Source organism: Pontibacter sp. LHS1, assembly GCF_058932855.1.
This window is the reverse complement of the sequence record NZ_JBZYWF010000004.1, coordinates 258846-274280: the sequence shown is the minus strand read 5'-3', so window position 1 is coordinate 274280 and position 15435 is coordinate 258846. Positions and strand designations below refer to the sequence as shown.

At 49.2% G+C, this 15435-nt stretch carries 14 protein-coding genes; 5 read left to right on the top strand and 9 right to left on the bottom strand.

The window, feature by feature from the left end:
- Window positions 1-215 precede the first annotated feature (215 nt).
- From AC5FXQ_RS10520 to AC5FXQ_RS10505, 4 genes are all read right to left on the bottom strand, one after another.
- Window positions 216-1508 (bottom strand): porin, encoded by a 1293-nt coding sequence (locus AC5FXQ_RS10520; protein ID WP_493602392.1) that lies wholly within the window; start codon window positions 1506-1508, stop codon window positions 216-218.
- A gap of 425 nt (window positions 1509-1933) precedes the next feature.
- On the bottom strand, window positions 1934-3070 hold the full coding sequence (locus AC5FXQ_RS10515) for a beta-helix domain-containing protein (protein ID WP_493602391.1): 1137 nt from the start codon (window positions 3068-3070) through the stop codon (window positions 1934-1936).
- A 69-nt stretch (window positions 3071-3139) separates the two neighbouring features.
- Complete coding sequence (locus tag AC5FXQ_RS10510; RefSeq protein WP_493602390.1) at window positions 3140-5869, bottom strand: TonB-dependent receptor; 2730 nt, start codon at window positions 5867-5869, stop codon at window positions 3140-3142.
- Window positions 5870-6322: 453 nt separating this feature from the next.
- Entirely contained in the window at window positions 6323-6505 is a 183-nt protein-coding gene (locus AC5FXQ_RS10505; protein ID WP_493602389.1) for a hypothetical protein, read from the bottom strand.
- A gap of 78 nt (window positions 6506-6583) precedes the next feature.
- Here AC5FXQ_RS10505 and AC5FXQ_RS10500 point away from each other — a divergent pair, with 78 nt between their 5' ends.
- Window positions 6584-6712, top strand: coding sequence for a hypothetical protein (locus AC5FXQ_RS10500; RefSeq protein WP_493602388.1), 129 nt, complete (start codon window positions 6584-6586; stop codon window positions 6710-6712).
- Here AC5FXQ_RS10500 and AC5FXQ_RS10495 read toward each other — a convergent pair.
- The 4 genes from AC5FXQ_RS10495 to AC5FXQ_RS10480 form a co-directional block, all read right to left on the bottom strand.
- Window positions 6705-7697 carry an AAA family ATPase gene (locus AC5FXQ_RS10495; RefSeq protein WP_493602387.1) on the bottom strand — a complete coding sequence of 331 codons (993 nt, stop codon included), beginning with the start codon at window positions 7695-7697 and terminating at the stop codon, window positions 6705-6707. The genes AC5FXQ_RS10500 and AC5FXQ_RS10495 overlap by 8 nt on opposite strands.
- A 112-nt stretch (window positions 7698-7809) precedes the next feature.
- Window positions 7810-8274 carry a hypothetical protein gene (locus AC5FXQ_RS10490; RefSeq protein ID WP_493602386.1) on the bottom strand — a complete coding sequence of 155 codons (465 nt, stop codon included), beginning with the start codon at window positions 8272-8274 and terminating at the stop codon, window positions 7810-7812.
- Window positions 8275-8645: 371 nt separating this feature from the next.
- Complete coding sequence (locus tag AC5FXQ_RS10485; protein ID WP_493602385.1) at window positions 8646-9029, bottom strand: hypothetical protein; 384 nt, start codon at window positions 9027-9029, stop codon at window positions 8646-8648.
- Window positions 9030-9334: 305 nt separating this feature from the next.
- Window positions 9335-10471 carry a DUF8457 domain-containing protein gene (locus AC5FXQ_RS10480; protein WP_493602384.1) on the bottom strand — a complete coding sequence of 379 codons (1137 nt, stop codon included), beginning with the start codon at window positions 10469-10471 and terminating at the stop codon, window positions 9335-9337.
- Window positions 10472-10506: 35 nt separating this feature from the next.
- Here AC5FXQ_RS10480 and AC5FXQ_RS10475 point away from each other — a divergent pair, with 35 nt between their 5' ends.
- The 4 genes from AC5FXQ_RS10475 to recO all read left to right on the top strand — a co-directional run bounded on the left by AC5FXQ_RS10475 (window position 10507) and on the right by recO (window position 14812).
- Entirely contained in the window at window positions 10507-10830 is a 324-nt protein-coding gene (locus AC5FXQ_RS10475) for a 2Fe-2S iron-sulfur cluster-binding protein (RefSeq protein WP_493602383.1), read from the top strand.
- Window positions 10831-11108: 278 nt separating this feature from the next.
- The gene (locus AC5FXQ_RS10470) at window positions 11109-11702 is read left to right on the top strand and encodes a thymidine kinase (protein ID WP_196120143.1); all 594 of its coding nucleotides are present in this window, start codon (window positions 11109-11111) and stop codon (window positions 11700-11702) included.
- A 92-nt stretch (window positions 11703-11794) separates the two neighbouring features.
- On the top strand, window positions 11795-14101 hold the full coding sequence (gene porZ / locus AC5FXQ_RS10465; protein ID WP_493602382.1) for a type IX secretion system anionic LPS delivery protein PorZ: 2307 nt from the start codon (window positions 11795-11797) through the stop codon (window positions 14099-14101).
- On the top strand, window positions 14102-14812 hold the full coding sequence (gene recO, locus AC5FXQ_RS10460; RefSeq protein ID WP_493602381.1) for a DNA repair protein RecO: 711 nt from the start codon (window positions 14102-14104) through the stop codon (window positions 14810-14812). It begins immediately after the preceding gene.
- A gap of 55 nt (window positions 14813-14867) precedes the next feature.
- On the opposite strand, the gene AC5FXQ_RS10455 is transcribed toward recO, so the two are convergent.
- Window positions 14868-15410: an FKBP-type peptidyl-prolyl cis-trans isomerase gene (locus AC5FXQ_RS10455; protein ID WP_493602380.1), complete on the bottom strand. Its 543-nt coding sequence runs from the start codon at window positions 15408-15410 to the stop codon at window positions 14868-14870.
- Between the last annotated feature and the right edge of the window lie 25 nt (window positions 15411-15435).

Genomic DNA, 15435 nt, shown 5'->3' with positions numbered 1-15435 from the left:
TTCCTAAATCACGCTACAAAATAACCGCTCTAGTATTACCTGAAGGTTATGGCCATATTACGAATTTGTTAAGAATTAAGGTATGGGAGAGTCAGGGTGATAGGTAGAGGTGATTCGCGAGAGCATAGTCGGGCAAGGTATAACAGAAAAAAACCGCCGGCTCCTGAGAACCAGCGGCGATATAAGTATAGCATCTAAGGTATAGCGCCCCGAGCTTAGAAGTTGAACTGCGCCTGTAGTCGTAGGCGGCTGCCGTGCTGGCTGTTGTTGAAGTTCTGGGCATTGCGGATGGTGCGGTCGCCGATGCTGTAGTCGGCCGTTAGCTCCACACTCTTGTGCACAAGCCATTCTACGCCGATCTCGGTTTCATACACGCTGTAGCTCGGTGCATCACGCTCGTGCTTTTTGCCACCTTCATAATGCTGCACCTTCACGAAAGGTATGATCACTTGCGAACCTACCTCTTTACGGTACATGGCCTGCGCATAACCACCATGCAGGCCTTTCACTTCAATGGCATTGGTCTCCGGGTTAAACTCAGGTCCACGGCCTACATTGTACTCTGCCTGAAAACCAAACGGCTGTGGGTATACCACCAGTGTTGCAGCGATGCGTTCGTCATCAAATCCATCTTTTAGATAATTCTCAGCCACTGTAACACCTGAGGAGAGCTGGTCTGGTGTGACCACATACTTGCCTTTGTAGGCCTGTAAGCCTGGCTCAATGATCTGTTTGCTGCCTACCAGCAATGGGTAGGAGAAACGGGTAACCACGTGCTGCGTGTTATTGGCCTCCGGTCGATTGGCGGTCTGCCCGTTATAGATACCAATGCCGAACACACCATAATTGCCAGAGCCTTTTAAGCCTGCGCTCGTCAGCATGTCGAAGCGCTCCTGAATAGCCTCAGGCGTCCAATAGAAGAAGATACCCAGATCACGCTCGTTGGCTATGGCACTGTTCAAACCGTCGTTTCGGTCAAGCGCCAGTCGGTTGCTGCTCGACTGCAGGTTCTCAAAACCGTACGGGATCTTACTTTGGCCCACACGGAAGCGGTATACCTTGTTCTTGTCGAGCGACACGTCAAAGTAGGCGTCGCGGAGCTGTAAGAAGTGCAGGGCGTTAGAGGATGGCGACGAAGCAAAGTCAGGCTGGATGTAAATCGAGAGACGGTCGCTCACGTCACCGCTGAAGATCAGACGGCCACGGCGCAGGAACAAGCCGCCACCTTCGCCGAGGGACTTGTCGCACTGGTCGCACTTGAGGTTAGGGTTGGTTTCGAGGAGGCGGTTGTAGCGTACCTGCGCGTAGCCACGCAGCGAGATTCTTTCATACCAGGCCTTCTTTTTTGGAGCATCCTGCGTCGCCGCAGGGGCTGGTTGCTGCACAACCACCGGCGTGTTTTGTACAGTGGTAGAATCTGTCGACTGGGCCTTTGTTTCTTTTGGGAACAATAAGCCTGTAGCTAGCCCTGCTGCGAGGATAGCACGCGTTACGGTTGTTACCTTCATTTTTGGGTGAGTATAATTTACTGAAGCCTTAGTCAGGCCCCGCCGCGGAGTCTACTCGCTTTGGGAAGGCTTTTGTTGAATCTAAGAGCGCTCTAATCGCTTGATTTAGAATGTTGTTTATTTTCAACGGCACAAAGGTCGGGTGCCAATGTTACTCGTCTGTTATGACTGTGTTAAGTTAATGTTAAGAAATGACGCTATGTGGCAGTCCTGAAGGTATACCAGGTACAAAAAAAGCCTATCCGGAAAGGGCAGGCGTCTTAACTAAGTTTAACTATAAGGCTGTGGTGCGCTTCTACTGGTGCTTTAATCACATTCCATACGCTTGTCTGGTTGCTCACTGAACCACTCAAACAGATAAGCCAGTAAAAGAAAAGGCTGTCACAAATCCAGATTTGCGACAGCCCTTAATTGTGTTTTAAAACTTATTTAAAATTATAGCCAGTCCAGCTGAAAACTGATGTATTAGCACCTGTAATAGCACCGTTGGTTCTGATGTTAGCATTGTCAGGGTTTTTAACTTCCTGACCTTTAACTGTCATACCTTCATTTTTATACTCAATGGAAGTAGCCGCATTTCCATTGCCTTTACCATCGGTCATATCGATAAGGTCTGTGCAAGTACCGCCTTTAACAAGGAGGTTGGTAATAGTAGCTTTAGCACCTCTGCGCACTTTTACGGCATCTTGCATCTCGAAAGTAGATTCGTTTACAATCGTGATGTTCTTTAAGATAAAATCAGATTGGTTAACATCAGCAGGAGTATTACCATCCAGGTTGCCGTCAAGCTCTGCACCACGCGGGTCAGCTTCCGTACTTGTATAACCACTCTTCCAAACACCATAAGCGTTATCTAATGTGCCAGTCCAACCCTGTGTCACGTCAAACATATCGTCATCAGAATCTACCACCAACAGGTTCTTAACGCTTACTGAACCACCAAACCACTCTACAGCGTCATCAGCTCCGTAAGGGATGTAAATGTTCTCGATTCTGGTGCCACTTCCTACGGCATTCAGCGTCAGGCCATTATGCTCAATGTCGGCTGAAGATTTTGCGCCGGTGTATTCTAAGATAAGATATTCCAGAACACCCGAGTTGTCATTGTTGTTGTCGCCGCCATAGGTGATAGCAGGGTTTACTTCCGTAGTGCTGGTAGAAACTACACCAGATGGGCCAGATATTCTCGCTCTACCGTTGATAATCAAACCACCCCAGTCGCCTTGATTAGGAGTAGCCGCTGCAGATGTAATTCTTACCGGTTTTTCGGCCGTTCCGTTCACGAAGATTTGGCCACCTTGCTTAACAAGGATGTACTTGTCGAAGCCCTTGTCAGCTTTGATAACTGTGCCAGCAGGTATCCGGAGTTTTCCACCTTCAGCTACAATCAAAGACCCTTTTAGCTTGTATTCGATTTTAGGGTCTAGCGTTAGATCTGTAGTAATATCACCGCTCAGCTCACTGTTTGCAACAGGGCCTGGTTCAGTGTTGTCATCATCTTTACATGATAACAACACCATCGGAATTAATAACATGTACAGGTAAAGGAGTGTCTTTTTCATTTTTTTTATTGTTTAATCAAAATTAGAAATGGAGTATCAACTGAATGTGAACGAGAGGTTAACTAATTGTTAAAACTGATAGGATATGCCCAGGTCGAATGAGGCGCCTCTTTTGTAACTGCGAATCACCACGCTTTCAGCATCTCTATCTGAGCCAGCACCTTCTCTGGTGAGCCTATATTCTGGGTTCAAGAGGTTTCTGGCTTTTAAAGAGAGTTTCAGGTGATCATTAAGCCCGACTGCGGTAATAAAGTCTAAAGTGGTTAGGCGTTCCTCAATCAGGTTGTTAAAACCTCTTGTACCAATGGTATGCACTTTGTCGCTCAAGTAGTTCAGTACCAGTGCAGACGTTACATTAACATTTTTCTCAGTTATCAGATTATAAGTCAAATCCGCATTAAGTATATAGGGCGCGGCGCCTTCGAGGGTAGATGTGGTGTTCTGCACAAAGAATGTCGGGTCCAGGTTTACGCTTGTATGGATGTAAGAGGCATTTAACCCGGCATTAAGACGGTGTTTCTCGGCAAGGTTCAGAAGTGACTTCCTTACTTCCACCTCAAGACCGGCAGCAGTTGCATGGTCCGATACGTTGTCATAGGTTCTCAAACCTGCTGAGTTACCCTGATCTACCCTTGCGATTGGATCCACAATGTGCTTGTAAAATGCGTTAACTGATAGTTGATCGCCTGATGCCAGATAATGATCCCACTTCAGGTCGAAGTTGTAATTGGTGGAGACTTCCAGGTTTGGGTTGCCATTTTCGTTTCCATCAATTCCAAGGTAAATGAATGGCGATATCTCTTTATCCTGCGGCAGGGTATAGGTGCGGCTGATACCTGTTCTGATATGGTTCTTCTCGTTAAGCTCGTATTTGGTGTTTAGGCTGGGAGATAAAAAGAATTCATCTATAGTGTTAGAGCCAACGTCAGCGCCACGGTTAACTCGATAGTTTATCTTAGTATAAACATCATCAGCTCTTAAACCTGCATTTAAAGTAAGTTTGTTGCCAATCTTGTGTACCATGTCAACGTATGCGCCATGGTTCATTCTTTGTACATCGTAAGTATCCGAGAATTGCTCAATACGGAAGGCGCCGTTAGCTAAATTCTGCTGATTGAAAACAGGATCAAGGCGTATGTCATTTAGTGGGAAAGTAGGGGCCGTACCTTGGCCTCCAGCCCAGATAAGGTTATAGATAGGGGCCGAGAAGTCCTTGGAGCTTATTCTGCTGTCGTAGCCGACTTCAATGTAAGACAGTCTTTCCGGATCTGTTGAAAGTGCGTATTGCAGGTTGGCTTTAGGGAGGAGAGCAGTTTCTGTTATGTTACTGTTGAACCGTTGGGCTCTTCCTTCTCCCACACCCAGTTGTACCATGCCGTTTCCGATCGAAGGAAACATCACTATTCTGCGGTCTGGTTCCTGGCCAATCACATGGTTTACCGCAGCTCCTACATTATATGTTATTCTGTCGGTTAAATTTCCGTTCCAAATAAGCTGATTTATGAAAACCGAATTGTCATTGATTTGCAAGCGTCTGATATGGCCTTCAGAATTATGATCCTCTGCTACCTGAAACAGTTCTGTTTCCTTGCCATAGAAATTCATGGAGGCAGCTGTGGCCGTGTGCAGGTATAGGGAGTTGAAATGCAGTTGGCTTTTGTTCAGGTTAAACTCCAGATTAGCCGCCAGCATATGTGAAGCGCTCCGGAAAGATTGTTGATAATCGAAATCGCGGAATGGATTCTTGGGGTTGGTTGCCGTAATCAAGCGGGTAACACCTTCCTGGTAATGATATTTGTTGTCCATGGCGCCGACAACAAAGAAGCGGTGCTTATTTAAGAATGTAGTACCACCAGAAACAGAGATGCCGGTGTTGAGTAAAGGGGTTTTCTGAATCGGGTCAAGCGAAGTGTTAAATCCATAATTGTTCACAAATTGCTCACCGCTTTGACTTCCGGGACCGTTCGATGCAAAGGCGTAACCGAATTTGTTCATTCCGTCAGGCAGTGAGAAGTCACTGCCTATAACCTGGCTGTTTATACCTGTTGTAATCCCTATTTGAAGTGCGTTGTCATTAACAAGTTCTTTCGAGTTAATATTGATTAACGCTCCCCCAACATCACCATTCATTGAGGCTGTAAACACTTTGTTCACGTTAACCGACTGAATCATATCGCTCGTGAAAAAATCGAGTGACATATTCTTGAATTCAGGGTCTTCAGAAGGGATGGCAAAGCCGTTCAGTGTGGTGGTGTTGTAGCGATCGCCCAATCCGCGGACGAACACGTTCTTTACGCCGTCGCGTTTGGACACGCCTGAAATCTTTGTGACCGCACCCTCGGCATTGCTAACACCTTTTCTGGAAATTTCCTGTGCTCCAATAGCCTGCGTTGCTATGACAGCTTTTTTCTGATCTAAAAATAGAATTTGCTCGGTTTCTCTGTTCCCTTTTGCTGTTATAGTTACCTCCGACAGTTGCGACATGCTCTGTTCCATGGCCACATCAACCGTAGTTGTTTTACCCGCCGTTACGGTAACATTGGCAATTGTCTTTGGCGTGTATGAAAGGCTGTTTATCTCTAAGGTATAAGTACCTTCTTTTACATTGTCAATGCGAAAGTTGCCGAATGCATCAGAAGGTGCACCTAGCCCCGTGCCCTGCACTTTCACGATTGCGCCGATAAGCTCTTCGCTGTTTTTAGCGTCTTTGATAGCCCCCTGTATACTGCCAGTCTGCGCATGCATTGCAGTGAAGCCGGATAACAGAAAAAATAGAACTGTGGTGAGAAACTGTCGCATAATTTTTATAGTCTTTTTGATGCGACAAAGGTAGACTGACTGTATTACCTCAATATTAATGAGAGGTTAAGTTTGCGTTAACGAGCAATCTTGTTGGTGTAAGTGCTTAGTTTGTAGGTGATTGTGCTAGTGCTGAGCGTGGAGGGACCTGTGCTGGGTGTCAAGAGGGTTGGCTTTGCTTTTGTAGAAGCAGAGAGAATATAGCGATTTTAACAAATTAGTAACTTTTCAGTAACCTGCAGCTAATATTACAGCTTTAGTTTTGTTCCATCAATCCTGCCTTCATAAAAAGAATGATTGCGCATAATGGGTGAGAACATTGCTGCAATCGCTAGTAGCGTGGATTAGTCTCCCACGCTGCGACAAGACCCGTCTCGTAAGAGCGGGTCTTTTTTTATGCCTATACACAGGTATTGGCTATACCTGTGACGTTTGCTTTCAGCAAGCTATACCTTAAAAGTCAGTCGTAGTGCCGCCATCACCACCCAGGTACTGAAACAGGAAATAAGCCAATACCGCCAGCACGATAATGCCCAGACAACCAATGCCACCGCAGCCGCCACGGCCCCTGCCTCCGCCTCCCCGGCCGCCAAACAGTTTACTTAACATCCAGAATTTGAATAAGCCTCTTAGCATAGTTTATACCTTAGGTGGAACACAAAAAACCCAACAGATTCATGTATGTCAGGAGTTTAGGCTTACGCGAAGGTAGGGTTGGGAGTTCGGGAGACAAGTATAGCCAAAGCAGCTATACCTGGTGCCAATGTGGCGCTGGCAAGCCTGAAGTTCCAGGGTATAACCCGCTCAGGTATAACTACCGCAGGTATAGACCGGTCTAGCTGATCGGCACTTTGCGCAGAATGGATTCAATGAAGTCCTTTGTACGTATACCGTCGGCCTCTGCTTCGTAGTTGAGGATGATGCGGTGATTCATCACGTCGTGAGCCACTTCTTTGATGTCCTCGGGAAGCACATAGTCGCGGTCGTCGAAGTAGGCAATGGCTTTGGCGGCACGGTTGAGAGCGATGCTGGCACGCGGCGATACACCAAACTGGATGTAATCGGCAAATTCGTTCAGGTCGTACTCGGCCGGGCGGCGTGTCGCAAACACCAGCTCGATAATATACTTCTCCAGCGTCTCGGATATCTGCACCTGGTTGATTTCGCTGCGGATGGCAAAGATGTCCTCTTTCGAAAGCACCTTGTTCACATTGTCATTAAAAGCCATGTTGGCCATGCGGCGCATAATCTCCAGTTCGTCCGCTTTCTTCGGGTAGTCGATGTATACTTTCATCATGAAGCGGTCGACCTGCGCTTCTGGCAGCGGGTAAGTGCCTTCGTGCTCCACCGGGTTCTGTGTGGCCAGTACCAGGAAAGGAAGATCCAGCTTGTAGGTTGTCTCGCCAATGGTCACCTGTTTCTCCTGCATGGCCTCCAGCAGCGCCGACTGCACCTTGGCAGGGGATCGGTTTACTTCATCGGCCAGAATCAGGTTGGCGAAGATCGGACCTTTCTTTACCTCAAACTGGGAGGCATTCTGGTTATAGATCATGGTACCGATCAGGTCGGCAGGCAGGAGGTCCGGGGTGAACTGAATACGCTGAAAGTCGAGGCGTAGGGCGCGGGCCAGTGAGTTAATGGTAAGGGTTTTGGCCAGGCCAGGTACGCCTTCCAGCAAGATATGGCCTCCAGTAAAAAGACCGATCAGCAGGCGGTTCACCATATAGGACTGTCCCACTACTACTTTCCCCACTTCCTGAAAAACCTGCTTTATCTTCTGCTGGTGGTCTTTCACCTGATCCGGATATACTAATTCGTCTGCTGGCATAGCTCAATGGCATTTAAAGGCCCTAAATATAGTGATTCTAAGGGAGGGGCGCAATTAATTGCGTCTGGCTATGCCGCCATGGTATAAGGAGGGCTAAAAAGAAAAGAGCGCCCTAAGCGCTCCTTTTATGTTCTGTCTCAAATATAATGGGGTTATTGGCCTGTTGCTTCAACGCTTCCATGCGCTCTCGCTTGGCTTGTCGTACCAGCTCTATCATGCTATTGAGCCTGTTTTCCTCTACATCTTCGATCGGCAAAATCATAGTGGTATGAGGTGACTCGATGTGAATGCGGTGCTGTCGCGTCATCAGGTACAGCATCAGGAAAAAGCCGCTCAGCAGGGCAAAGGAATCGTTGAAATAAACAAAAAAGGCCGATACGACGCTAAAAGCGAGATACAGAGGCTTGCCTGTGGCTTTGATCTGCCAGGAAGTAATATCTTCCAGCATAACGGACTGGTAGCTTCTGAAAAGCCAGTTGTTTTGCCGCAGAATAACGCGGTGTGTGGTAAGCGTCAGCTTCTTATCCACCGTTTGGATAAGGTGCCTTTCTCCACCAAGAAGTCGTGTTACTGCCATTCCCGATGGAGCATTAAGTTTGTTTATCTTCGTATTGAGTCGTAGCGAGTGTATCACAGCTAAAAATTGGTGTTGTCTATACCCAGGATTCCCGGAAGCACCAAAGGGTTGCATGCAAGTCCGGCACAAAGTTAAATAAATAATAATTCTTATACGAAGCCAATTAGCCCTGTATCGGTTTTATTACAATTTAGGGCAATTGGTACTATACCTACGGTAATAAGATTCACAGGATTGTAAATTAGTCAGCAAAAAGTTTGCCCATTTTAGATTACAGCAATAAAAATTAAAAATAAATTATATTAATATATAGGAAAAGCCACCCTGAACGTCCAGGGTGGCTTTTTTCGTATATGCTTTAGGGGTTATTTCTAAGCTGTTAGGTAAAATTCTCCCTCGTGGCCATGAGCGCGTTGGTTCTTAAAGCGACCAATGTCGGTCTGCATATTCTCGTAAATTTCCAAAATCTCTTCTGAGTCCTGTGTCAGCGGTTTTATGTGCTCAAGCAGCAATTTAGCCGCCAACGGATAGAACTTAGAGTCGTCCGTATTCTTGGCATTTACTTTAAAACTGCTTACATGCGTTTCCAGCTTTTTCAGGCTAGGGTGTTCGCCCTTGAACTCCTGTATGGTGTCGCGGAGCTTCTCCCGTATCATCAGGTACAAATCCTCTTCGAAGGTCATCCCGAAGTCATCCTCCTCTTCATCATCGAAGCTGTAATCTAAGTCGTCATCGTAATCGAAATCGTCTCTCATGGCTGATAATAAGGTTATTTTGAATTGTTAGTACGCACGGTTGTTCTTTGGGTGTTGCATAAAGTATACTCTTTTCTTTCCGAACAGATACATAAAAACAGGGTAACGTCTGTTTAGGCTCCCAAAGAAAATGCATAAATAATGTTTCGTATTCGTTTTTGCAATGCCTCAGGGCACACCTGTATTGAATTATTTTGCTGTTGAAAAAATGTGGCGGGATACTGACTTGAGACTAAAACGGATAGGCATAAAAAAAGACCTGCTCCCGAAGGAGAGGTCTTCTCTGCAATGCCTGCTGCCTGAGCTTAGGAGAACTTGCGTTCGATCAGGCGGAGCAGTTTGTTTACGCTGTCCTGCTTCTTGCTCCAGTCATACTTGCGGGCCAGGTCATGGGTAACAAAGTGCGTCGCCTCTTCCGGAGTCCTGAACTGGTCTAGCTGCTGGATGGTGTTGTAGTAGGTCATGTTGTCGCCGTCGAACAGCTCGTTGATGAAGCTGAAACGCTGGTTGATCGAGATAGAATTTTTAAGCGACTCAATCTTGCGATTGCTTAACGAATCGCCAATAGAGGCGGAGGCCGGTTTGCTAAACTTCTCGTTCATAGTAGGACGCTCTGCCCTAAAGCGCTCATTCAGGTTATTATCTGAGATGGCGGCAGGTCTGGGCGCAGCTGCTACCGGCGCAGGGGCAGGTGTAGCCACGGGTGCGGAGGCCTCACGCTGTGCCATATGGATTGGCGCTACCACATCTTTTTCCTCAACAGGAGCGGCTGGTGTAGGCTTGGACAGCGAAGCAGCATAAGCTGCCAAAGGCGAGATCTGCTCCTGTCTGATCTCTTCTTCTGTAATTGGCAGCAGACTGTTGAATGCTTCGAGCACCTCGGCCAATGGTGCTATGCCATCGCGGTTGGCGTTCAGGTATAGCCTGAAGCGGCTCAGTATATAATCGCGGTCGCGGTTAGACGGGGAGAGCGTGCCCACAAAGCCTGCAAACAGCTGCTTGTCCAGATCAATGTACTTGAGGTTCTCCTGCAGTTTGGGTAATGTGATGTCTTCCTGAATGCGCAGGAATTTCTCTTCGAAAGTGGCTACCGGCGCCAGCTTGAGCAGAAACGTGTCGTAGATAGCCTTCTGAAGGAGCGGCTCAAAAGCATCACGCTTGATCAGGATCTTGCGCGAGAGCACATTCATGAAGTTGAGCAGCGCTTCTTTTACCTCCTCATGCTCATAGTCGAAGTACGGGCTGCGCAGGTTGGCCATCTCGTGGTGCCACTTGAGCAGGAGCTCTTTTATCACAAACAAATTGACCTGTTTAATAGGCGTAAAGCCAATCAGTTGGGGTCCGTTAATCGTGTCGTGCGCAGCAAAGTGACGGTCGCAAAGTACATTTGCCAGTTCTTTGCTGTAACGTTCAAGCCTTAATTGATTATATTTGTCTTCCATTGGTATACCTTTCTTTCGTAAAGTTAATAAATAATATGCCAAACTTAACGGTGCAAAACCTGTTCGATCGGCAGGTAAAAGTGGCACCCGGCCAAACGCTGCTGCAGGCCATACAAGCCGACGGCATCGACTGGATGCACGCCTGCGGAGCCAAGGGGCGCTGCACCACCTGCCGCATTATTGTGCAGGAGGGGCTGGAGCACTTCGGACCGCTCACCGACAGCGAGCAGCGCTACCGTGACAGAGGCCGCCTACAAGCTAACGAAAGACTAACCTGCCAGTGTACATTAGTAAGCGGAGACGCCCAGGGCCGCGTGCCCCGGCAGACCATGCTGCCTCATATGAAGTATAGCAGTTAAAGAGTTTAAGCAGTTAGAAAGGTAAAAAGTTGAGAAGGTATAAAGTTTGATTGTAGCGATGATACACCGTAACGTCGTGGTGCTACGCAGCATTACCGTTTTCCAGTAGGAACAGGTCGTGAACTGTCCTAATCGTGCACCAGCACTTATGCAAGAGAATCCCTCTGGAGATAGAGGCCTCGACAAAAGGGAGGGGCAGGAGCGGGTTAATCGTGCACGAACAACAATCAACAATTTAACTATCAACAATTCAACATAGCATAGCACAGCAAGAGTAGATGTTTATAGAACCGCGCGTTGGTAATGAGAACCACGCAATCAGAAGAGGATGGATAGAGGTGATCTGTGGATCGATGTTTTCGGGGAAGACCGAGGAGCTGATCCGGCGGCTGAATAGGGCCAAGATCGCTAAGCAGAAGGTGGAGATATTCAAGCCGACCATCGACAAGCGCTATCACGAAGAGGATGTGGTGTCGCATAACGCCAATGCCATCCGCTCTACGCCAATTGATTTTGCACAGGACATGCTGCTGCTGGGCGGCAGCTGCGATGTGGTAGGTATAGACGAAGCGCAGTTCTTTGACGACGGCCTGGCCGAGGTATGCGTGAAGCTGGCCAATAGCGGGGTGCGTGTGATCGCCGCCGGCCTGGACATGGACTACCTGGGCAAACCTTTCGGGCCGATGCCGGCACTGATGGCGGTGGCCGAGTATGTGACCAAGGTTCACGCCATCTGCGTACAGTGCGGCGATATTGCGACGTACTCTTACCGCAATGCCTTATCGGAGCAGCAGGTGCTATTGGGTGAAACAGAATCCTATGAAGCCCGCTGCCGCCACTGCTTCCAGGAAGGCATTAAGCAAAAGAAATAAAAGCCGGTGCTATACCTGTGGCTGGCCTGCTACAGTATGTTTTGTGTGTGACCTGATGCAATAAGAGTGAATCATTCCTAACCTCTATACCTGTGCCAAAACTGCTTTTGTGTCTGCTATACCTTACGGTGCTCCTGCTCGGGTGGCCGGCACTGGTGCAGGCACAGAGTCCGGTAGGTATAGGACAATGGCAGCTTCATGTACCTTATACGCAGGGCAGGGCCGTGGCCGATGCCGGTGACCGCGTATATTTGGCAGCTGACCAGGGGCTTTTCTATTATGACAAGGAGTACCGGAATGTGCAGCCCATCACCCGCATCGACGGGCTGAGCGTGCAGCGCATCAGCACCATTGGCTACGATCCGGAAACAGCCACGCTTGTCATCGCTTACGCTAACGCCAACATCGACCTGCTGCAGGAGAACCTCATCATTAACCTGCCTTCCATCCTGCGCCTGTCCGTCGATGGTGAAAAAACCATAAACCACATTCATATCCATCACAAAACAGCCTATCTCTCCACAGCATTTGGAGTAGTGGCGGTTGACCTTGCCCGGCAGGAGATAAAAGACACGTATACCAACCTGGGACCGGGTGGCGAACGTCTGGCCATAAAAGCAAGCACTGTGCAAGGTGACTGGCTATACCTGATGACGGACCGACAGGTCTGGCGTGCCAATCGTCTGACAAGCAACCTCAAAGATTTCCGCAGCTGGCAACTTGTGAAAACTAATCTGCCTGATGCTACTTCCCTGACAGCCATAGCGTCCTTTCAGGATCAGCTATACCTGGCAGCTGCAGGCTACGGCCTGGGTGTGCTCCGGCAAGAAGGTTGGGAGCAAGTTCCTATACCTGATACTGGTACTATTCTTCATTTACAGGCTTCTGTCAATTACCTGCTGGGTGCCACGGAGCAGGGCATTTTGCTGCTCGACAACCGTGGGGTGGCCTCCATGTTGCAGCACCCAGGTGTACAGTCACCGCGTATGGCCGTGCAGGACGATAAAGGTACGACCTGGGTAGCTGACCGACGCAGCGGCCTGATTGCCTGGGGACTTGAAAGTGAGCCAAAGTCCTTTGCCCCGCCAGGGCCTGCATCCAGCAACAGCTTTCGGGTAGCTGCCGGCAATGGCGTGGTGTATGTGCTCAGCGGAGGCTACAACGAAAGCTACCAGCCGCTTAACCGCACCGATGGCTACTACGGCTACCAGGGCGGGCAATGGTATAACAACAGTCCTGCTTTGTCGCCGGCAGGTGGCAAGCCGCTCCGGGACTTTGTGGATGCTACTTACAATCCGGTGACGGGTCAGGTATACATGGCCTCTTACGGGCAGGGCTTGCTGGTCTGGAAAGGGGAGGAGCAGCCGCTGCTCTACAATGGAACCAACAGCACCCTGCTCAGCACGCAGCCGGCCACAGACCGCACCGAACAGGTACGCCTGACCGATTTGGCCGTCGATGCTGCCGGGCAGGTATGGGTCGTGAACCGCCACCGGGTAGCAGGTGCGCCGGGCTTGCACGTGCTGCGACCTGACGGGGAGTGGCAGGGATTCAATATTGCAGGTATAGCCGACAACAGTAACCTGGAGCGACTGGCGATAGATGACAATGGGTACAAGTGGTTGAGCATTAGTCGTGAAGGCAATGTGCGGAGCGGCCTGGTAGTGTACGACGAGGCCAGGCAGCAGGTACGGGAGCTCAGGGCGGGAGCTGGCAATGGGAATTTGCCGAGCGGTGCCGTGTACAGCATCACCAAAGACATGAACGGCGACATGTGGATCGGAACGGCGGCAGGAGTGAGCGTGTTTTACAGCACTGCCGCTGTGTTCTCTGGTCAGGTATACGATGCCCGGATCCCAATCATTGAGGGGCGGCCGCTGCTTGGTGGTCAGTTGGTTCGTGACATTGCCGTGGACGGTGCCAATCGTAAATGGATGGCCACAGACAATGGCCTCTGGCTTTTCAGCCCGGACGGAGACCGCCTGCTGCAGCACTTCACCACACAGAACAGTCCATTACCCTCTAACAAAGTATTATCAGTGGCCATTGAACACCGCTCCGGCGAAGTGTTTGTGGTAACAGATGAAGGAGTGGCTTCATACCGAGCCGGTGCCACGATCACAGAGGGAAAGCCTGAATGCGCTCAGGTATACCCGAACCCGGTGCGGCCTGATTATACTGGCCTGATTGGCGTATCCGGGCTGCCGAACAATGCTGATGTGCGCATCACCGACATCAACGGTACACTGGTGTACAAAGCCAGAGCCACCGGCGGCACACTTTCCTGGGATGCCCGCGGGTATAACGGCAAGCGCATGAAAGCCGGCGTATACCTGGTCTTCGCTGCCGACCGTGAGGCAAGCCAAACCTGTATCACTAAAATAGCCGTACTGGAGTAAATGTTAGTCAAGACAAGAGGCATCGTTCTCAACTATATCAAGTTTCGCGAGTCGTCAATCATCGCCAAGGTATACACCGAGCAACTGGGCGTGCAATCGTACATCGTGAACAGCGTGCGCAAAAAAGGCACAGGCTCCCGCATTGCCCTGTTCCAGCCGTTCACGCTGCTCGATATGGTGGTTTATACTTCACACAAAGGCGGCCTGACGCGCATTTCAGAATATAAAAGCGCTTACCCCTTCTCCACTATACCTTTCGACATCCGCAAGAGCAGCATCCTGTTGTTTCTATCAGAAATGGTGTCGCGCACAGTTAAAGAGGAGGAGGAGAACCCGGGACTGTTTCACTTTCTTTTTAATGCTATCATCGAGTTCGACGAGCTACAGGAGCATTTCGAGAACTTTCACCTGATCTTTCTGCTGCACCTGAGTCACCACCTGGGCTTTGGGCCGAGCAGCGGAACAGAAATTGTGGAGCAAGTGGCATTCTCGCCTAATGCACAGTCCCTCACAGATGCACCACCGGTACTGGCTTTGCAGGCTTACGAGCAGCTTTTTGACCAGCTGCTACGCACGCCTGCGCAGGCGGCTATACCGAACGGCAAGGTGCGCCGCGAAATGCTTTCTATCCTGATCCGCTATTACCAGCTCCACGTAGAGCGGCTGGGCGAGATCAAGTCGCTGGCAATCCTGTCGGAAGTACTGAGTTGATAAACAAAAAAGGCGATGCATTTGCACCGCCTTTTTCAGTTAAGAAGAATAGCTTTTAGCGTACATTCAGTACGTCTATTTCAAATATCAGCACGGAGTTTGGCGGAATACTGTTGCTACCATAGTAGCCATAGCCCAGGTAAGATGGAATATACAGGTTCGCCTCCTCGCCTTTGCGCAAGTGCTGTAGTCCTTCATCCCAACCCTTGATCACCTGGCCAGCGCCTACTAGTACCGAGAACGGCTTACCGCTTCTGAACGAGCTGTCAAACACATCGTTGCTGACATTGCGGCCAATGTAGTTTACCTCAGCATACTGTCCTGGCTTGATCACATCACCTTCACCTGCTTTTTTGGTCAGGATGTAAAGGCCACTGTTCAATCGAACAACTTTGGTCGTGTCCACATTGTTTGTCCTGAAGTATTTCCGGATCGTTTCCTCGTCTATCTTCTTCTGAGCCTCTATCTGCTCAGGCGTCACGTAGTAAGGATTTTTGTTTTCTTCCTTGCAAGACGCAAAAGAGACCAGTACAACGAACAAGAAGAGAGCCTTAGCAAGCCATATGCTCAGTTTCTGCTTTTTGTGTGTCAGGTTCATGGTAATCGGGTTAAAGGGTACTCAG